Genomic DNA, 19,255 nt, shown 5'->3' with positions numbered 1-19,255 from the left:
GCCGATCACGGCTGACTCCCCCGGCCGACCACGGTCGACGTGGACCGGCTCTCACCGCCGGGCCAGCGGGGTTTTTGATCGACCGCCGAGGAGTGGGTCGTATGCAGACACCGGCCGACGGGATCGGCGATCTCACCCGTGATCTCGTCTCGATCCCGAGCCACGAGGACGAAACCGACGCCGGCGACGCCATCGAACGGTGGCTCCGTGTGGAGACCGACGCCGACGTGACGCGGGACGACGCGGGCAACGTGATCGCCCGCCGGGGGACGGGCGAGCCGTCGCTCGCGCTCGTGGGACACCACGACGTCGTCCCGCCCGCCGAGACGCAGACGGCGGGCGACGGCTACGTGGTCGAAGAGCGCGACGGCCGACTCCACGGCCGCGGGACGGCCGACATGAAGGGCGCGGTCGCGGCGGCGATGTGTGCGTTCCGCGACGCCGCGATCGACTGCGAACTCGTGTTCGTCTCGTTCGTCGGCGAGGAACAGGGCGGCATCGGCGCGCGCGCGGCGATCGACGCGGACTTTTCACCCGACTACGCGGTCGTCGGCGAGGGATCGACCGGCTACTCCGCGCCGGGCGTCACCGACGTCGCCGTCGCCCACAAGGGGCGGCGGGGGAGCACGCTCGTCGCCGGCGGCGAGGCGGCCCACGCGAGCGAGGTCGAGGCGGGAACGAACGCCGTCTACCGGGCGTGCGACGCCGTCGACGTCGTCCGTGAACTCACCTTCCCCACGACTGAGGTGCTCGGCCACGAACTGGAGGGGAGCGTCGCCGTCACCGAGATCGACGGCGGGACAGCCTGGAACGTCATCCCCGAGCGGTGTACGGTGACCGTCGACGAGCGGACCGTCCCCGACGAGCGCGCCCCGCTCGAGCGGGTGACGGAACTCGACGGCGTGACGTGGCGCGTCGATCAGGACCTCCCGCCGATGGCCTGCGACGACCCGGGGTTCGCGGATCTCGTGCTCGACGCGGCGACCGACGCTCAGGAGGCGACGCCGGAACACGTCGTGAAGCCGCACGCGACCGACGCGGGGTGGCTCGCGGCGGCGGGGACGACCTGCGTGGTCTGCGGTGCCGCCGAACCGGGTGAGGCACACACGGAGACGGAGTCGGTGAGCCTCGCCGTCGTCGAGCGGTGTTACCGGATCTACCGCGGGGTGGCGGAGTCCATCGGGCCGGCCGACCGGCTCGACAATTCATAAGCCCGCACGCCCTGGCTCCGGTATGGCGACCGATTCCGCTGCGGCCGAAGCCCCCGACGCGTACGACGAACTCCTCTCGAAGATACGGCGGATCAACAACGTCGAGGCCGCGTCGATGCTGCTCTCATGGGACCAGCAGGTGATGATGCCCGAGGGTGGTACCCCGGCGCGCTCACAACAGCTGTCGGCGCTGTCGGCGGTCCAACACGACCTGCTCACCGACGACGGGGTCGGCGACCGCCTGGCCGACCTCGAAGCGCGCGACCTCGACCCCGAGCGGGCGGCAGTCGTCCGGGAGGTACGCCGCGAGTACGACCGCGCGGTCCGCGTCCCGACCGACCTGGTCGAGCGCATCTCCCAGAAAACGTCGGAGGCGCTGCCGGTGTGGGAGCGCGCTCGCGAGGAGAACGACTGGTCGGCGTTCGCCCCGCACGTCGAGGAACTGCTCGACCTCAAGCGGCAGTACGCCGAACACATCGATCCCGACGCCGACCCCTACGAGGTGCTGTTCGCCGACTACGAGCCCTGTCTCTCGCTCGACCGGGCGGAGGAGATCCTCACCGAGATCCGCGAGACGCTCGTCCCGATGATCGACGAGATCAGGGAGTCGAAGACGCCGATCACGACCGACGCCTTCACCGGCGAGTTCGACCCCGACGCACAGGAGGAACTCGCCCGCGAGGCGCTCTCGATGCTGGGCTACCCGTGGGAGCGCGGCCGGCTCGACACCTCCTCGCACCCCTTCTCGACGGGGACGCAGTTCGACGCCCGGGTGACGACCCGGTTCAAACCGTCGGATCCGATCGACGCGCTCACCGCGACGATTCACGAGTTCGGCCACGCGACGTACAGCCTCGGCCTCCCGGACGACCAGTACGCCACGCCGCTTGGCGAACACCGGGGACTGTCGGTCCACGAGTCGCAGTCGCGGCTCTGGGAGAACCACGTCGGGCGCTCGGTGGCGTTCTGGGAGCGGTTCCTGCCGACGATGAAAGGGTCGTTCCCCCAGGTCGACGGGGTGACGCCCCGGGAGGCGTACGAGTCGGTCAACCAGGTGTACGAGGACAACCTCATCCGCGTCGAGGCGGACGAACTCACCTACCACCTCCACATCGTGCTCCGGTTCGAGATCGAGCGCGCGCTCGTCGCGGGGGATCTCGCGGTCGAGGAGGTGCCTGCGGTGTGGAACGACAAGATGGAGGAGTACCTGGGGATCCGCCCCGAGACCGACGCCAAGGGCTGTCTGCAGGACATCCACTGGTCGCACGGCTCGTTCGGCTACTTCCCGACGTACTCGCTGGGGAGCGCGATGGCCGCCCAGCTCTTCGCGGCCGCCGAAGCCGACCTCGGCGACGTCGACAGCCAGGTCCGAGACGGGGAGTTCGACCCCCTCCGGGAGTGGCTCCGCGACAACGTCCACCGCCACGGCCAGCGCTACGAGACGAACGACCTCGTCCACGAGGCCACCGGCGACGACTTCTCGGCGGACGCCTTCACTGACTACGTCACCGACAAGTACGGCGCGCTGTACGACCTCGATTCGGTCTGACGGCCCGGACTTCCGGTCGGTGTTGGTCGTCACTGACTGTCTCTGCTGACACACTGTATCCGAAATCATAATATGTCAACAAATATCGTGGTAACAGTAAGCATAAGTAACGGTATGCCCTACCATGGCCTGTATGGCAGCCGAACCCAGCGAATACGACGACGAGCTGTTCGACCAGTTCCTCTCGGACCGCGGCCACGACACGACACCGGTACGCTGGGATCGATCGTATAACAAGCTCCAGTGCCCCGACTGCGGGGCGCTGCACGACACGTCCGCCAGCCAGTGTACGGTCTGCGGGTGGAACCCGCGTTCCTGAGGCGGGCGTCGCCGACGCGGTTTTTTGCTCGTGACCGACGAACGGCCTCGCTCGCGCGGGCCGTTCGGACTGGCGGATGACACGACGAGGCACGCCGTTTATGAACCAGCGGGGCGTGCACGGGTACAATGAGCGAAGCTGAGACCGTGACCCGACTGTTCGGTGGGCCGGGGAGCGGGAAGACCACCGCCCTCCTCGACCGCGTCGAGACGCTGCTCGAAGACGAGAGCGTCGAGGTCAATGACGTCCTGGTCGTCTCGTACACGCGTGCGGCCGCCGCGGAGATCCGTGAACGGCTCGCGGAGCGGCTCGACACGACGCCCCGGTCGCTGAAGGGCAACGTCAGCACGATGCACGCGAAGGCGTACGAACTGTTGAACCTCTCGCGCGGCGACGTCGTCGGCGAGAAGGACAAACAGGCGTTCTGCGAGGAGTACGGCGTCGAGTACGAGGACGAGTACAAGAGCGGGGGCCGGCGAACCGCTCGCTCGACGACGTTAGGAAACAAGATCATCGCCACGTCGCAGTGGCTCCAGCGCACCAGTCGAGACGTCGCCGACTGGTACGACGTCCCGTTCCAGTGGAACGTCGAGGAGGTTCGGCTCCCGCCCGACGTCGACCCCAACGCCCAGGAGGGGAACAAGTACACCCCGACGTGGCCGTCCGACGACGACCGCGTCGACGTGCCCGAGACGATCCGGGCGTGGCGGGCGTACAAGGGCGACAACGGACTCGTCGGCTTCGCCGACATGCTCGAACGGGTGAAACAGCGCGCGCTCGTCCCCCACGTCGACTACCTCGTGATCGACGAGTTCCAGGACATCACTACCCTCCAGTACGACGTCTACGAGGAGTGGAAACCCCACATGAAGAAGGTCCTCATCGCCGGCGACGACGACCAGGTGGTGTACGCCTGGCAGGGGGCGGACCCGGACCTCCTCCTCGACACGCCGCGTGACGAGGACGTCGTCCTGCCGAACTCCTACCGCCTCCCGTCGAAGATCCTCAACGTCGTCAACCGCGAGATCCGCCACATCGAGAAGCGCCAGGAGAAAGACCTCAAACCCCGCAAGGAGGGTGGCACGGTCGAGGGCGTCTACAACCCCTCGATGCTCGACCTCGCGCGGAACGTCCGCTACACGGTCGAACAGGACGAGGGGACCGTGATGCTGCTGTTCAGAGCGCGCTACCAGATGTTCCAGTTCATCGACGAGTTCCTCCCGCTGGGGATGCCCTTCTCCGTGATGACCGACCAGCGGATGTGGACGGATCGCCTCTCGGACTACGTCCGCGCGGTCGAGAACCTCGCCGACGACGACCCCGTCACGGGGCTCGAAGCCCGCCGCCTGGCCGACATGCTCCAGGAGTCGGCGTTCGGGACGAACGAGCGCGACGACCTGTACGACCTCATCGACGAGTACGAGGAGGCCGCGGAGACGGACGACCTCGCCGCCATCGACATCTCGGCCGACGAGATCCGCTCGCTCGCGCCGTTCGTCCCCGACGGGGCCTCCGCCTCCGACATGGTCCGGAAGGTGACGAGCTTCCAGCGCAAATCCATCGCCGCGTACTTCGACGGACCCTACCAGGGGATGGATCCCGGCCGAGTCCGCCTCGGCACCATCCACTCCGCGAAGGGTCGCGAGGCCGACCACGTGTTCGTCTCGACCGACCTCACCGAGAAGGTCGTCGAGCAGATGGCCGCCTCGGTGTCGGAGGAAGAACTCGCCGCCCACGGCGTCGACGAGTTCACCTCGACGACGAGCCCGGTTCCCCTCCTGACCGACAACGAGCGCCGGGTCTTCTACGTCGGTATGTCCCGGGCCCGCGAGCGACTCGTCATCCTCGAAAACCTCGTCGACGGCGCACCCACCCTTCCGGTGAGCGTCCTCCTCCACAACGAACTCCGCGAGGAGTCCCTGGAGGAACTGCTCGACGCGGCGCAGGAACCCGTTGCGCCGGAACCGTAGCCGGTGGCCAGGTTCGACCCCGATCGCGTCCGCGCGAGTCGGATCGAGCGGGCCCTCCGAGTCGTCCGCGAGGCCCTCGCGGAGCGCGACGCCGTCGCCTTCGTCCACGCCGGCGACGACGCCGCCAGCGCCGTCTTCGGAGCCGAGGCCGTCGTCGTCACGGCGGACCGCGCCGTCGGTCTCGTCGTCGACCCGACCGACGCCGACGCTGCCGACGCTGATCCCGAATCGAGCGGTGGAGACGGCGACTGCACGCTCCGACGGGTCGACGATCCGGCCGAGGCGGTCGTCCGGCTCGCCCGCGAACTGACGCCCGGGCCCACCGGGACGGCTCTCACTCCGCGTGCCGTGCGTCACGACACGGCGCTGTTTCTCGAACGGGCTGGGTTCGACGTCGCCTCGACGGCGGCCGACGCCGACGCGCGGGCGACGAAGACGCCGGCCGAACGCGACGCTCTCCGGCGACTCGGCTCCGCCGTCGAGGGGGCCGTCGACCGGACGGTCGATCGACTCGCCGCGGACGACTGGCCCGCCGGGGTGGACACCGAGGCCGAGATCCGCGATTCCGACGGCGACGCCGACGCCGGTCCGACGACCACCCGACTCAGCCGCGCGGTCGCCGTCGAACTCGCCCGCGGTGGCGTCGACCCGGCCGACACCCGAGTTCGCGGCGTCGACGGTCGAGTCGTCCCTGGGCGACCCGTCGTGGTCGACTGTCGCCCGCGCGGCCCGGACGGATCGCGGCTCCGCGCCGCGTGGACGCTCGTCGTCGACGGCGACGGCGGCTGGGAGCGTCGGGCACACGTCGCCCTCGAGGCGGCACACCGCGCCGGACGGGGGCGGCTGACCGCTGCGCTCGACGACGAGACCGAGACGGTCGGCAGCATCGCGGGCGAGGTCAGGGCCGAACTGACGGCGTACGGCTTCGAAGAGCCGACCGTGACGGTCCACGGCGTCGGGCTCTCGGTGCGGGAGTCTCCGCGGGATGGCGACCGGATCGAATCCGGGCAGGCGGTCGTCGTCGCCGCGAGCGTCACGCGGGCGGCGGACGGGACCGCGAGCGCGGACCGACGAACCGACCGGGTGACCCGCGCCGAGACGCTCCTTCTGGACGAACGCGGGGGCGTCGAACGGCTCGTCTCGCTCCCGTCGTCGCTGTCGCCGTGAGGTGTCGCGGTCGGCTCGGCGGTGCCGCAGGAGGAAAAAGTCGTCTCGCCGCGTCAGCGGTCGTCGTCTTCGTCGGGCAGCTTCACCGCTTTGCCGACGGCCTTCTCGGCCACCTTCGCCGGCACGTCGGCCGGCGTGGTGAGCTGCCGCGGGAGGACGATCATCAGGACCGCGACGCCGACGAGAACGCCGCCGAGGAACGTGTTGCCGTCCATGAGAGTCGTGAGCCCGAAGACACCGAGCGGGATGGCGAAGACGAGACTCGCCGCCAGCTGGATCGATTCCGCGATACCCATCGCCATGGCCTCGGGTTGGCGAGGGGTCGGTAAAAACACGCCGGTGGCGGATCGACGCGTCGGCGCGTCTCGGCGACAGACACGTCGGTGAGATCGGCGGCGAGCCGATCGAGACGGGCGAACAGCTAAGCCGCACGGTCGGGAGAGACATGTAAGGCGACATGATATTTGGGCTCCCGGTCGGTATCGTGCTGGTGTTCGCACTCATCGGCGTCACGGTCGTGCTGTTCGTGACCGAGGCGATCCCGCCGGACATCGTCGCCATCGGGCTCGTCGTCGCGCTCGTCGTGCTCGGGCCGTGGACCGGGATCTCCCCGCAGGAGGGGCTGTCGGGCTTTTCGAACACCGCCACCGTCACGATCCTCGCGATGTACATCCTCTCGAAGGGGATCCAGGAGACGGGAGTCGTCCGCCGACTCGGCGCCGAGGTCGCCCACCTCACCCGCGGGAGCGAGAACCGCCTGCTCGTCGCGGTGGTCGGCCTCACCGGCCCGATCGCGGGTGTGATCAACAACACTCCCGTGGTGGCCGTCTTCATCCCGATGGTGACCGACCTCGCCGACGACGCCGGCATCTCACCGTCGAAGCTCCTCCTGCCGCTGTCGTACGCGTCGATGCTCGGCGGGACGCTCACCCTCATCGGGACGGCGACCAACCTCGTCGCGAGCGACCTCTCGGCGTCGCTCATCGACCGTCCGTTCGGCATGTTCGAGTTCACCTCCCTCGGCGTGATCGTCCTGGTCGTCGGGAGCGTCTACCTGCTCACGGTCGGGAAGGCGCTCACGCCCGGACGCGTGACGCCCGGCGACCGGACGACCCGGTACGGGATGGACGAGTACCTCGCACGCGTCCTCGTCCCCACGCGGTCCCCGCTCGTCGGTGCCGCCGCCGCGGGGGTCACGATCGACGCCGCGCGCGACCTCGACATCGACATCCTCGACGTCCTTCGCGGCGGGGAGCACTTCATCGCGGCCGACTCCGACCGGGAGTTGGCGGCGCGAGACATCCTCACGGTCCGGGGCGCGCCGGAGGTGATCCAGCGCTTTTGCGACGTCGCGGACCTCCGGTACCTCCCGCGGGCGACCGTCGACGACGCCGACCTCGACAACCCCACCGAGGGGACGCTCGTCGAACTGGGGGTGTTGAGCCAGTCGTCGGTCGTCGGCGACACCGTCGCGGAGGCACGGCTCCGCGAGCGGTACGACGCGACGGTCATCGCGGTCCGCCGCCGGAACGGCGACCTCATCCGCGAGAACTTCGGGCCGACGGTCATCAGGGCCGGCGACTCCCTGCTGTTGCAGACGACCGACGAGACGGTCGAGTATCTGCTCGAAACCGCCGAGTTCGTCGTCACGGGCGAGGTGCACGATCTCATCGAGCGCGAGCGCGAGCGCGAACTCCAACCGACGACGCTGCCGGCGATCGCGATCGTCCTCGGGGTCATCGCCCTCGCGGCGCTCGGCGTCGTCCCCATCGTCATTGCGGCGCTCGGCGGCGTCGTCGCGATGGTCGTCACTGGCGTGCTCTCGCCGGCCGACGCCTACGACGCGGTCAACTGGAACGTGATCTTCCTGCTCGCGGGGGTGATCCCCCTGGGGCTGGCGATGCAGGAGACCGGCGGCGTCGCGCTCCTCGGTGCCGGCGTGGTCACGCTCGCGGGGATCGTGCCCGCGGTGGCCACCCTGGCGGCGTTTTACGTCCTCACGGGGCTGTTGGCGAACGTCATCACCCCCGTCGCCAGCGTGGTCTTGCTCCTCCCCGTCGCGGTCGACACCGCCGGCCGGATCGGGGCCGACCCGTTCGCGTTCGTCCTCGCGGTCACGTTCGCGGCGTCGACCGCGTTCATGACGCCCGTGGGGTACCAGACGAACCTCATGGTGTACGGTCCCGGCGGCTACCGCTTCACCGACTACGTCCGCGTCGGCGCGCCCCTGCAGGCGCTTTTGACCGTCGTGACCACGCTCGGCGTCGTCGCCCTGTGGGGGCTGTGACCTCTCGAATGTGAGCGAGTCGGGCCGGTGAGGGACCGCTCGCCGCGCGTGACGGGAGCGACGGTGGCGCCAGCGATCGCCTCTCGACCGTCAGTCGATGACGCCCGCCGGCAGCTCCTCGGTCATGTCCTCGGCGCTCAGCCCCGTCGTGACGATGATACGGAACCCCCGTCGGACGGACATGTCCAGCTCCCACATGTCCTCCTCAGCGATCATCAGCAGTTTGCCCACGGTGGGGTTCGGGCTATGGGGGACGAAGACGGTGTAGAGGGTCTCGTCGGTGGCCTCTTCGACGCTCTGTGGGCTCTCGTTGGTGACGAAGCCGAGCATCCAGTGGCGCTCCCGGGGGTACTCGACGAGGACGACCCGGTCGTAGCTCTCGGTGGACTCGGTGAGCGAGTCCGACACCTGGCGGACGCCGAAGTAGACGGTCCGCACGAGGGGGATGAGCCGGATCCCGCGCTCGAAGCCGCCGAAGAGCCGCTGCCCGATGCTCTTCGAGGCGAGGTAGCCAGCGAACGTGATCGCGAGCGCGAGGAGCAACGCGGAGACGACCTGTGCGACGAAGACGAGGTCACCCGAGTAGTCGAGCGTGCTCGCGAGGAACGGCTGGACCTGGAGGACGACCGGCCGGATGGTCCGTGTCACCCACCTGAAGACGACCTGCAGGACGAACAGCGTCACGGCGAGCGGCGCGACGAGAAACAGCCCCGTGATGAAGCTGTTCCGGACGCGCGTTGCCAGAGTCATACAGTCGGTCGCGAGGCGGACGACAAAAACGTACGGCTCGGGGCCGGCTCGCTCGTTCCCGTCGCCGGAAGCGAGAGGGAAACCGGTTTGACACCCGACTCCCAAGCGGGGGTATGTTCACCGGTATCGTCGAGGCCACGGGCGAAATCCAGTCGGTCGCGGAGACCGACGACGGCCGCCGCCTCTCTGTCTCGCACGACTTCGACGCCCTCCACCACGGCCAGTCGATCAGCGTCAGCGGCGTCTGTCTCACCGTCGAGCGGTTCGACGAGGACACCTTCGAGGTGTTCCTCGCGGCGGAGACGGTCGAAAAGACGTATCTCGGCTCCGTGGTCGAGGGGAGCGTAGTCAACCTCGAACGCGCGCTCGCCGCCGACGGCCGGTTCGACGGCCACCTCGTGCAGGGGCACGTCGACACGACCGCGACGGTCGAGGCGGTCGACCGCGTCGGCGAGGACTGGCGATACACATTCTCGCTCCCGCCCGAGATCGGACAGTACGTCGTCACGAAGGGGTCGGTCGCGCTCGACGGCATCTCCCTGACGGTCGCCGCCCGCGGGACGGAGACGTTCGACGTGGCGATCATCCCGACGACGTACGACCTGACGTCGCTCTCGGAGAAAGAAGCCGGCGACCCGATCCACGTCGAGGTCGACGTCGTCGCGAAGTACGTCGAATCGATGCTCGAGGGCTACCTCGACGGCGTCGAGGACCGACTCGCCGGCCGGTGATGGGTCACTCGAATTCGTTCTGTTCGGACCGGAACCTGTCCCCGGATGCCGCTCCGTCGCGGTGGGCGGACCGGTAGGCGTCGCGGTAGCGCTTGATCTTGCCGATGAGGAACAGCCCGAACACGCCGTCGAACAGGAGCACGTACGCGAAGAAGGCCACGAGCGGCGGGAGCCCGGTCACCGCAATGATTATTCCGGAACCGATTCCGACGGTGGAGTTGTACGTGGCGTGGATGACCGCCGCGAGGAGCAGCCCCTTGATGACGATGGGCCCCGCGTTCTCGCGGTTGAACTTCGCCAGCCCGAGGTAGTAGCCCGCGATGGCCGAGTAGATGACGTGCCCGGGGCCGGCGAGCGCGCGGACGGCGGTGATGCCGCCCCCCATCCCGATGAGGCCGAGGCCGAGGTCCATCTCGGTCCCCGTCCCGAGGTTCCGTGTGATGTACAGCGAGTTCTCGATGGTCGCGAAGCCGAGCCCCGCCATCGCGCCGTAGACGGCCCCGTCGACGACGGCGTCGAACTCGTCTTGGCGGTAGGCGTGGAGTCGAACCGCGAGGAGCTTGACGGTCTCTTCGACCGGGCCGACGACGAGGTAGAAGAAGGCGACCGAGCCGACGAACTGGAACGCCTGAAACGCCGGCTGTGCGATCGAGTTGAGGATGGCCGCGAAGCTCGCCGTGAGCACGCCCAGCAGGAACGTCGCGACCAAAAGCGACAGCGGTTCGCTCGTCGTCACGTCGCTGTACCAGACGTACGCCGCGAGCCCCAGCGCCGGGACCGCCGAGAGGATCGTGAGCGCGCCGACCTGGAGGTCCGTCAGCGCCGCGAGCCCGCCGATCGCCAAGAGGATCAAGAACGCGAGCACAACGACGCCGATCCGCGCCGTGCCGACGATGAGCCGGTAGATCGCGACTGCGAGGCCATCAAGCGACGTCCGTTCCTCCCACGTCGAGACGTCGTAGAGGTCGACCCCGTCGTCCGAGGCGGACTTGACGGGATCGATTCTGTCACTCATACACCCGTATCTGAGGCGGGGGAGGTTAATGTCTTGTCACCCGTCGTGTGTGTCTGTCGTCCGACACCGAAACCCGTCGCCGTCTCGGCCGAGGGTGACGCGCCGAACGTTGAAGCGTTGAAGACCCCCGCGGTCCACGTGCGAGTATGCATTTCGACCAGCGAACGCAGGCGGCGCTCCGCGACGCCGGGCTCTCCCGCGCCGAGATCAGGCGCGTCTCGAAAGCGGTCGCCGAGGCCACCAGCCGCGACGCGGAGGCGATCGAGTCGTTCTTCGACGGCGTCGAGACGGTCCACTCCGACATGGAGATGGCCCACAGTTCCGCGGACGTCACAGAACACGCCGTGCAGTACGTCGATCTCTACACCCACGGCGCGGAGATCCGCGGCTACCTCCGCTTCGACTCGTGGGGCGTCCCCGTCGAGGGCGGCCGCGTACTGGGGGAGGAGAAAGTCGAACTGACGCTCGGCGGGACGGTCAACGACCGCGTCAGGTTCGTCCGGGATCCCGCGCAGATATGACGGTCCGGGTCCGGGTCCGGGGCATCTACGCGACTGCGCTCACCCACGTGCTCTTGGAAGCGGGACACGACGTGGTCCAGGCGTCGCCGCCGATCCGCCGACGGTTCGAGGAGTCATTCGACGACGCCGACCACGACGTCGCCGTCGAGACCACGGACGACCGCCAGGGCGTCGGCGTCACCGGCGCGTCGTCGCGGGTCGCGTCGGCGACGGCGGAACTGCGGGTCGCGGCCGACACGCTCGCGTGGCCGTCGCCGACGCCCGTCGGAGCGGTGTTCGACGCCCGCGTGGTCGAGACGCGGGGGCGCGGTGCCGTCTGCGACCTCGGCCCGGCAGAGGGGTATCTCCCGTACGACGCGGCCGAGGCGCACGTCGACGACGGCGACACGCTCCGCGTGCAGGTCCGCACGGACCGGCCACCGTGGTGCGACAGGCGGCCAGAACTCGGAACGGGGCTCGAAGCCGGGACCGGACTGGCGACGCTCGACGCCGGCCGGGACGGGGTGCGCGTCGACACGCGCGACGACGCCGCGGGGCGCGAACTCGCCGGCATGACCGATCTCCTCGGCGTCGAGGTGCCCGATGGCTGGGGCGTCCGCTGGCGACACGCCGCGACGGCAGCCGACATGGAGACGCTCCGCGGCGCGCTCGAACGCGCCGTCGAGACGGCCGAGGCGCTCGACGCCGTCCGTGGCGAACCGGTCGGCGGGCCCACCCGCCGCGCCTCGCCGGCGGCGTCGACGTGGCTGTGGTTCGGCCGCGAGTCGCGCTTCGCTCTCGACGACCACCGTCGAGCGGTGACGGCGACGATGCCGGGGCACCACCGGATCAAGGCGGGATCGGAGTCGGCGAGCGCCGGCGTCGACTTCGCCGAGGCGCTCTGTTCGCCCGCGGGCGAGGACGAGTTTCCGTTCGGCGTTGTCACCCGACAGTTCGGCCCCGTCGAGGGGGAGACGGTCGCGATCGGCCACGGCAAGCCGGACGGTCGGCTCATCACGCTCGGCCGCGGTGAGGTGGTCGAACACGACCCCGACGGGACCGTCGCCGTCCGGCGCGAACTCTCCGGTGGCGGCAGCTACGACGCGCTGGACATCCCGCGCGAGCAGGGCGACACCGCGCTCACGAAGTTCCGCGAGGGGCGCTGGTGGTATCCGACCGTCTACCGGAGCGCCGGCGGGAAGCTGAAAGGGACGTACGTCAACGTCTGTACGCCCGTCGAGTGTTTCCCCGACGTCGTACGGTACGTCGACCTCCACGTCGACGTGATCAAACACGCGGACGGACGGGTCGAGCGCGTCGACGACGCCGACCTCGACGCGGCGGTCGACGCGGGCGAACTGTCTGACGACCTGGCCGAGAAAGCCCGAAGCGTGGCGACGAGTCTCGAGAAGGCGCTGTGAATCGGCGCCGTGACCGGAAGCACGAGAACGGGGACCGAGACCAGGGAGCGGAGATCGGGTGTGGCGTCGGCGTTTTGAACCGACGGACGGACAGGCGACCGTCCCGAGAGCCGACGCCGCTCCGACCGCGTCGGTTAAACGCGGCCGTTCCTAACTGCGGGTATGACCGACGGCTACCGGGGGGTCTTCGGCGCGTTCCCGTACGCGTTCCGACAGAGCGACTCGCTGCTCTTTCGGAGCTACGTCCTCGTCGGGGCGCTCGCGGCGCTGGCCGTGACGGTGCTGTTCGGCGCGGGGCTGGTCGTCCTCATCGCCCAGACCGCCGCCATCGAGGGCGGTTCGCTCACCCTCTCGCGGGCGTTTTACGTCGTCGTCGGCCTGTTCGTCGTCGCGCCGCTCGTCGCACCCGTCCTGCTCGTCGCCCGCCGCCACAGGCGAGCCGAAGGGGACGACGTCCGGTACGACCTCGCGCTCTCGCTCGCGGGCTACCTCTTCGTCGCCTCGCTGTACGTCGGACTCGTGGTCACCGTCCCGGCCGACCAGCAGACGACCCCGACGGGAGCCGTCGCGCCGGTCGTCGAGGCGCTGTACGCGCTGCCGCAACTAGCGGGCGTGGTCCCGCCGCTCCTCGCGTCGGCCGTCATCGTCCTCACGCACCGACTGCTCCGGTAGTTCGACGACCGCCGATCCCGTCGACGCCGACCAGACTCCCGGATGCGGACGCAGGTGTCGTCCCGAGAACGCCTCAAAACTGACCGAAGGACGAAAGCGTGAACAGGCGCTGTCGCCTCCGTCCGACAATGAGCAGTGACGACACGTCCGAGAAGACGGGCACGTTCCTGGTCACCGCCGCCGACGAGGAGTCGGCCGTGCTGAAGGACGTACGGGACGGACAGGTCCACACCCTCGCGTCGAACCCCGGCGTCGCGGTCGACGAGGCGGTCGCGGGAACCGTCGCACCCGAGCCGCCGCTGGAAGTCTCGTGGCGACTGGTCGAGATCGACCGCCAGTGGGAGCTCTCGATCGAAGTCTCCGACCTGACGCCGACAGCGTGGGCGCGCGAGGTGGCGGCCGACCAGCCGGTCGGCGAACTCTCGCGGAAGGAGCGGGCCGGCACGGGCGAACTCCACGTCATGACCGTCCCCGAGGAGACGACCGAGCAGGCCGTCGCGGACGTGGTCGACGACCGCGAGGGGACGCTCTCGCGTGCGGCCCGACTGGGCGTCGCGCGCGTCGAGATCCGCTCGGAGCCGGGCGTCGTCGTCGTGCGGTACGTGCCCTGACCGGACGTCGTCGTGTCCACCCCGAGAGTGCGACGGCGGTCGAGCGGCGGTCAGTCGCGCGTCGGGATCTCCCCGGCCGGGACGATGGTACACCCCGGAAGGTCGGCAAGCACGTCCTCGGGGCCCGGCGGGGCGTACACCGCGAGGAGTTTGAGCGTCTCCCACCCCGTGTTCACGGTGCCGTGTTCGACGCCTGCGGGGACGTTCACCATCTCGCCGGCCGTTATCTCCCGCGTATCGCCGGCGACCGTCTGTTCGCCATCGCCGCTGATCACGTAGAGGATCTCGTCGCTGTCGGGATGGGTGTGGAGTTCGTGGCCCTTCCCGGGTTCGAGCAGCACCACGCCGGCGCTGAACCGCTCGCCGCCGGTCACCTCCGGCGTCGCCATCCACTTGAGCGTGCCCCAGTCGAACTGCTGGGTGTCGACGTCGTCCGGGTCGACGTAGTGTGTTGTCATACATTACTCGGCTCACGTGACGAGCGATTAACTGTTTGGTGCGGCGGGGCGTCCCCGCGTCCGCTCGCTTGCGGCGTCCCCCGTGTCCGCGCCGACCCGGTCGGCGCCGTAACACTGATGCTCGCACTCCGAATTAGTGTCAATGGTCATGGCAATGAGACACACGCGCGAGGAGTCGCTGGACCGCTTGCGGGAGACGGTCGCGGAGGGGGAACCGATCATCGGCGCGGGCGCGGGGACCGGCATCTCCGCGAAGTTCGCCGAGCGGGGCGGCGTCGACCTGCTCATCATCTACAACTCCGGGCGCTACCGGATGAACGGCCGAGGGTCGCTCGCGGGGCTGCTCCCGTACGGCGACGCGAACCAGATCGTCGTCGAGATGGGACACGAGGTGCTCCCCGTCGTGGAGGACACGCCCGTGCTCGCGGGCGTCAACGGCACCGACCCGTTCCGCGACATGGACGTGTTCATCGACGACCTCCAGCGGCGGGGCTTCTCGGGGGTGCAGAACTTCCCCACCGTCGGCCTGATCGACGAGGACAGCGGCTTCCGCCAGAACCTCGAAGAGACCGGGATGGGCTACGACAAAGAGGTTGAGATGATCCGCACGGCGTCCGAGAAAGGAATGCTCACCTGCCCGTACGTCTTCACCGAGGAGCAGGCGAGAGCGATGACCGAGGCCGGCGCGGACGTCGTCGTCTCGCACATGGGGCTCACCACCTCAGGTGACATCGGCGCGGAGACGGCGCTGGACCTCGACGCCGCCGCCGAGCGGGTCCAGGCCCACCACGACGCCGCCACGGCGGTGAACGACGAGGTCATGGTCATCTGCCACGGCGGGCTCATCGCGTGGCCAGACGACGCCGCGTACGTCCTCGACAACACCGACGGCGTCGTCGGCTTCTTCGGCGCGTCGAGCATCGAGCGCCTGCCCACCGAGGAGGCGATCCAGAACCAGGCCCGCGAGTTCAAGGAGATCGATCTCTGATGGCGGTCGTCGTCGTCGGAACGCTCGACACGAAAGCCGAGGAGATCGGCTTCGCCCGCGACGTGATCGAGGCGCAGGGGATCGACGTGCACGTCGTCGACGCCGGCGTCGTCGGCGACCCGGGCTTCGAACCGGACACGGCCGCCAACGCGGTCGCGTCGGCCGCCGGGGAGTCCCTCGACGACCTCCGCGAGGCGGGCGACCGCGGCGCGGCGATGGAGGCCATGGGCGAGGGGGCGGCCGCGGTCTGTCGGGACCTCCACGAGGAGGGGGTCCTCGACGGGCTCTTGGGCCTCGGCGGATCGGGCAACACCTCCATCGCGACGCAGGCGATGCGTGCGCTCCCGTACGGCGTCCCCAAACTCATGGTGTCGACGATGGCCTCGGGCGACGTCCGCCCGTACGTCGAGGCGCGCGACGTGATGATGCTGTACTCCGTGGCCGACATCGAGGGGCTGAACCAACTGTCGAGAACGGTCATCTCGAACGCGGCGCTCGCGATGGTCGGGATGGTGTCGAACGAGCCCGACGTCGAGGTCGACGACCGCCCGACGATCGGCATCACGATGTTCGGCGTCACGACGCCGTGTGTCAAACACGCCCGCGCGTGGCTCGAAGAGCGGGGGTACGAGACGATCGTCTTCCACGCCACCGGGACGGGCGGCACGGCGATGGAGAACCTCGTACGAGAAGGCGTCATCGACGGCGTCCTCGACGTCACCACGACCGAGTGGGCGGACGAACTCGTCGGCGGCGTCCTCTCGGCGGGCCCAACCCGCCTCGACGCGGCCGCGGAGACCGGCATCCCGCAGGTGGTGTCGACGGGGGCGCTCGACATGGTGAACTTCGGGCCGCGCGAGGAGGTGCCCGACGAGTTCCAGGATCGAACACTCCACGTCCACAACCCGCAGGTGACGCTGATGCGGACCACTCCCGAGGAGTGTGCCGAACTCGGCCGGATCATCGCCGAGAAGCTCACCGCCGCCACCGGGCCGACAGCGCTCGCGCTCCCGCTCGGCGGCGTCTCGATGCTCGCCGTCGAGGGCGAGGAGTTTCACGATCCCGCGGCCGACGCCGCGCTGTTCGACGCCCTCCGCGAGGGGATCGACGACGGCGTCGAACTCATGGAGTTCGAGACCGACGTCAACGACGAGGCGTTCGCCGAGGCGATCGCCCGGAAACTCCACGAGTACATGCGTGCGGCCGGTCGCGCACCGGAGTCGTAGGATGGGGAGAGAACACGACGGCACCTCCACCGGAAACGGTGGCCTTTCCTCTCTATCGTGCTCCGGTGAGTCCGTCGTCTATATAGATACCTCGTGACGACGCAGTCACGCGCCCGACGCGCTGACGACGACCGACGCGACGGTCACCTCCAGACGAAGCGGTGGCCTTTGTGCTCCGGAGCAGTCGTGTGGAATACACACCCACACTGGAGCGGATCTTCGGTCCTCGACGCGTCCGTGCGGGCACCGCCGCCGATCCCGGCGCCACCTCCAGACGAAGCGGTGGCCTTTCCGCTCCGTCGAGGTACGGACCACTACCAGGAGTATGTATCTACAGCCCCGTCGAAATGCTCAGCGGCCGATCCGAATCGCGTGCTATGTCGGGAGACACGATACGCAGCAACAGCCGCATTACACGAGCCTACTGCGACGGATCTACCCCCCTGTCCAGCACGACGGTCCAAACCGCCCGCTGTTCCGAACGTCTCGGGACCCCTCTGAGCTTTTTATCTGATCGACACGTTTACACGAGCGGATGGGTTGGACAGACGTCGGCGTCGACCGGACCGTTCGTCTCACCTACGTCGTCGCGGGCCTCTCGATCGCCGTGGGGCTCCTCAACGCCAGCGTCGACTTCGGCGGCATCGGGCCCATCGGGGTGCTTCTCTCACAGTCCGATCGGACCGTCCTGAACTACACCGGGGCGCTCTCGGGTCTCGCACTCGCAGTGAGCACCGTCGCGATGCGACGCGGTTTCAGGCTCGGGTGGCTCGCGACGGTCGTGTTCCTCCTGGGAACGACTATCCAGGGGTTCTTCCAGGCGCGAGTGCTCTCACTGCCGCTCACCGTCCTCTCGCTTCTCTCCCTTCTGCTCGTCGTCAGAAACCGACGCCGGTTCCACCGCCCGTTCGAACTCACCGCAGCACAGCGCATCGCCGGTGGAATCCTCCTCGCATCACAGCTGTACATCACCGTCGGCTCGTACTCGCTACGAGCGCAGTTCGGCGGGATCGACTCACTCGGTGACGCGTTCTATTTCGCCGTAGTGACCTCCGCCACCGTCGGCTACGGCGATATCACCCCGACGACATCGTTCGCGCGATACTTCGCGGTTTCGGCCATCTTCGTCGGTGCGGGAAGCTTCGCGGGGGCGCTCGGCGCGCTGTTGCAACCGTCTCTCGAGAACCTCTTTCGACGGTCACAGGGACGCATGATCGAATCACAATTCCAGACGCTCGAGGACCACGTCCTGGTTCTCGGCTACGGCGAACTGACGGAATCGATACTCGAAGGTTTCCACGACGAACCGTCGGTCCTCGTCGTCACCGACGACGAGACGGTGGACGATCAGTCCACGGCGGGTGGCGTAACGGTCTACCCTGCCGACCCGACGGACGACGACGTCCTCCGAACTGCTCGAATCGGAACGGCACAGGCGGTCATCGTCGCGAGTCAGTACGACGGGCCCGGCGCGCTCGCGATTCTGACCGCGAGACAGCTCAACCCCGACGTCCGAATCGTCGCCGCCGCGACGCACCGCGAAAACGTCGCCAAGATGAAGCGCGCAGGTGCTGACGTGGTCATCAGCCCCACGAACCTCGGTGGTCGACTGCTCACCGCGTCTGCGCTCGGCGAGGTGGACGCGGAAGCATTCGAACAGCAACTGCTCGGAGACGAAATGGAGGAGTGAGTCCGTCGGCCGTGTTCACGATCCTTCGACCGGAAGTCGACTCTGTTCGCAGAGCCGATCTATGCCCCGTCTGCAGCACAGCGTGGGCCACCTCTCCGTACCGGGCCCGTCGAAGCGAGAACATCGAATTCAGCAGGGCTTCTCGCACGTATCTCCGGCTGAGGGTTCGAGCCACGGTCGCCCGTCCGCGTGCCGGCCGACGTTCTCCAGTGGAAACCACACCCTTTCGGCTCGGGTTCCCACCGGCTGACACTGTTTCTCACTGTACCGCCGTTCCCGGAGCAGTCAGCGCCGCTGGCCGCTCTCGGCGTTCGGACCGGCGGCGCTCTGGACGCGCCAGCCACCCGCGTGCTCCGCCTCGCGGGTGGTGAAGTCGATCTCGGTGTCTGGACCCATCTCGTCGCCGTCGGTCGATTCGATGCGGAAGCAGACGTCGAGCGAGTCGCCACAACAGCCGACGTCCGCGAACTCCTCGAACTCCCGCCCGACGGTGAGGTCGTCGACGACCTTCCGGAGGTACCCCCGGTACCGATCGCTCTCGACCTGATCGCGACCCCACTTCGAGAGTTCCGCCGGATACGAGAGGACCACCCGCGTCGCCGTTCGTGTCATACCGAGAAGTAAGACACCGCGGCAAAAGAGCGTACTGGGTGGACACGGAGCGTAGCGGGGAAGAGAGGCGCGTCGACG

General features: G+C 68.7%; 19 protein-coding genes. 14 read left to right on the top strand and 5 right to left on the bottom strand.

Annotated elements, in window-relative coordinates; translation table 11 throughout:
* The first annotated feature begins 101 nt into the window (after positions 1–101).
* The 5 genes from NKJ07_RS14165 to NKJ07_RS14145 all read left to right on the top strand — a co-directional run bounded on the left by NKJ07_RS14165 (position 102) and on the right by NKJ07_RS14145 (position 6,216).
* A complete protein-coding gene (locus NKJ07_RS14165) occupies positions 102–1,211 on the top strand; it encodes a M20 family metallopeptidase (RefSeq protein ID WP_318567455.1) in 1,110 nt (369 codons plus the stop codon).
* A 22-nt stretch (positions 1,212–1,233) separates the two neighbouring features.
* Complete coding sequence (locus tag NKJ07_RS14160) at positions 1,234–2,760, top strand: carboxypeptidase M32 (RefSeq protein ID WP_318567454.1); 1,527 nt, start codon at positions 1,234–1,236, stop codon at positions 2,758–2,760.
* Positions 2,761–2,893: 133 nt separating this feature from the next.
* A complete protein-coding gene (locus NKJ07_RS14155; RefSeq protein ID WP_318567453.1) occupies positions 2,894–3,079 on the top strand; it encodes an HVO_0416 family zinc finger protein in 186 nt (61 codons plus the stop codon).
* 128 nt (positions 3,080–3,207) lie between these two features.
* Positions 3,208–5,049, top strand: coding sequence for an ATP-dependent helicase (locus NKJ07_RS14150; protein ID WP_318567452.1), 1,842 nt, complete (start codon positions 3,208–3,210; stop codon positions 5,047–5,049).
* Positions 5,050–5,052: 3 nt separating this feature from the next.
* Positions 5,053–6,216, top strand: a complete 1,164-nt coding sequence (locus NKJ07_RS14145) for a M24 family metallopeptidase (protein WP_318567451.1) — start codon at positions 5,053–5,055, stop codon at positions 6,214–6,216.
* Positions 6,217–6,269: 53 nt separating this feature from the next.
* On the opposite strand, the gene NKJ07_RS14140 is transcribed toward NKJ07_RS14145, so the two are convergent.
* Positions 6,270–6,518 carry a DUF7533 family protein gene (locus NKJ07_RS14140; protein WP_318567450.1) on the bottom strand — a complete coding sequence of 83 codons (249 nt, stop codon included), beginning with the start codon at positions 6,516–6,518 and terminating at the stop codon, positions 6,270–6,272.
* Between the two features lie 158 nt (positions 6,519–6,676).
* Between NKJ07_RS14140 and NKJ07_RS14135 the strand changes: the two genes are divergently transcribed.
* The gene (locus NKJ07_RS14135) at positions 6,677–8,503 is read left to right on the top strand and encodes an SLC13 family permease (RefSeq protein ID WP_425504768.1); all 1,827 of its coding nucleotides are present in this window, start codon (positions 6,677–6,679) and stop codon (positions 8,501–8,503) included.
* A gap of 90 nt (positions 8,504–8,593) precedes the next feature.
* On the opposite strand, the gene NKJ07_RS14130 is transcribed toward NKJ07_RS14135, so the two are convergent.
* Positions 8,594–9,253 (bottom strand): DUF502 domain-containing protein, encoded by a 660-nt coding sequence (locus NKJ07_RS14130; protein ID WP_318567448.1) that lies wholly within the window; start codon positions 9,251–9,253, stop codon positions 8,594–8,596.
* Positions 9,254–9,366: 113 nt separating this feature from the next.
* Between NKJ07_RS14130 and NKJ07_RS14125 the strand changes: the two genes are divergently transcribed.
* Positions 9,367–9,984 carry a riboflavin synthase gene (locus NKJ07_RS14125; protein WP_318567447.1) on the top strand — a complete coding sequence of 206 codons (618 nt, stop codon included), beginning with the start codon at positions 9,367–9,369 and terminating at the stop codon, positions 9,982–9,984.
* Between the two features lie 4 nt (positions 9,985–9,988).
* On the opposite strand, the gene NKJ07_RS14120 is transcribed toward NKJ07_RS14125, so the two are convergent.
* Positions 9,989–10,999, bottom strand: a complete 1,011-nt coding sequence (locus NKJ07_RS14120; RefSeq protein ID WP_318567446.1) for a PrsW family intramembrane metalloprotease — start codon at positions 10,997–10,999, stop codon at positions 9,989–9,991.
* Between the two features lie 146 nt (positions 11,000–11,145).
* Here NKJ07_RS14120 and NKJ07_RS14115 point away from each other — a divergent pair, with 146 nt between their 5' ends.
* From NKJ07_RS14115 to NKJ07_RS14100, 4 genes are all read left to right on the top strand, one after another.
* Positions 11,146–11,520 carry a DUF7532 family protein gene (locus NKJ07_RS14115; protein WP_318567445.1) on the top strand — a complete coding sequence of 125 codons (375 nt, stop codon included), beginning with the start codon at positions 11,146–11,148 and terminating at the stop codon, positions 11,518–11,520.
* On the top strand, positions 11,517–12,920 hold the full coding sequence (locus NKJ07_RS14110) for a ribonuclease FAU-1 family protein (protein WP_318567444.1): 1,404 nt from the start codon (positions 11,517–11,519) through the stop codon (positions 12,918–12,920). The genes NKJ07_RS14115 and NKJ07_RS14110 overlap by 4 nt, the downstream gene beginning before the upstream one ends.
* Before the next feature lie 162 nt (positions 12,921–13,082).
* Entirely contained in the window at positions 13,083–13,592 is a 510-nt protein-coding gene (locus NKJ07_RS14105; RefSeq protein WP_318567443.1) for a DUF8056 family protein, read from the top strand.
* A gap of 128 nt (positions 13,593–13,720) precedes the next feature.
* On the top strand, positions 13,721–14,203 hold the full coding sequence (locus NKJ07_RS14100; RefSeq protein WP_318567442.1) for a DUF5812 family protein: 483 nt from the start codon (positions 13,721–13,723) through the stop codon (positions 14,201–14,203).
* A 50-nt stretch (positions 14,204–14,253) separates the two neighbouring features.
* On the opposite strand, the gene NKJ07_RS14095 is transcribed toward NKJ07_RS14100, so the two are convergent.
* Positions 14,254–14,661 (bottom strand): cupin domain-containing protein, encoded by a 408-nt coding sequence (locus NKJ07_RS14095; protein WP_318567441.1) that lies wholly within the window; start codon positions 14,659–14,661, stop codon positions 14,254–14,256.
* 154 nt (positions 14,662–14,815) lie between these two features.
* On the opposite strand from NKJ07_RS14095, the gene NKJ07_RS14090 reads away from it, so the two are divergent.
* The 3 genes from NKJ07_RS14090 (at position 14,816) to NKJ07_RS14080 (ending at position 18,565) form a co-directional block, all read left to right on the top strand.
* Positions 14,816–15,649 carry a phosphoenolpyruvate hydrolase family protein gene (locus NKJ07_RS14090; RefSeq protein ID WP_318570465.1) on the top strand — a complete coding sequence of 278 codons (834 nt, stop codon included), beginning with the start codon at positions 14,816–14,818 and terminating at the stop codon, positions 15,647–15,649.
* On the top strand, positions 15,649–16,875 hold the full coding sequence (locus NKJ07_RS14085) for a Tm-1-like ATP-binding domain-containing protein (RefSeq protein ID WP_318567440.1): 1,227 nt from the start codon (positions 15,649–15,651) through the stop codon (positions 16,873–16,875). Before NKJ07_RS14090 ends, NKJ07_RS14085 begins: the two co-directional genes overlap by 1 nt.
* Positions 16,876–17,410: 535 nt before the next feature.
* Positions 17,411–18,565: an NAD-binding protein gene (locus NKJ07_RS14080; protein ID WP_318567439.1), complete on the top strand. Its 1,155-nt coding sequence runs from the start codon at positions 17,411–17,413 to the stop codon at positions 18,563–18,565.
* A 285-nt stretch (positions 18,566–18,850) separates the two neighbouring features.
* Here NKJ07_RS14080 and NKJ07_RS14075 read toward each other — a convergent pair whose 3' ends face one another.
* Complete coding sequence (locus tag NKJ07_RS14075) at positions 18,851–19,177, bottom strand: DUF7968 family protein (RefSeq protein WP_318567438.1); 327 nt, start codon at positions 19,175–19,177, stop codon at positions 18,851–18,853.
* Positions 19,178–19,255 lie beyond the last annotated feature (78 nt).

The sequence above is a fragment of the Salinigranum marinum genome, from assembly GCF_024228675.1.
GTDB classification, from domain to species: domain Archaea; phylum Halobacteriota; class Halobacteria; order Halobacteriales; family Haloferacaceae; genus Salinigranum; species Salinigranum marinum.
Note: the sequence above shows the minus strand (reverse complement) of the source record. Positions and strands in the feature narration are given on the sequence as shown.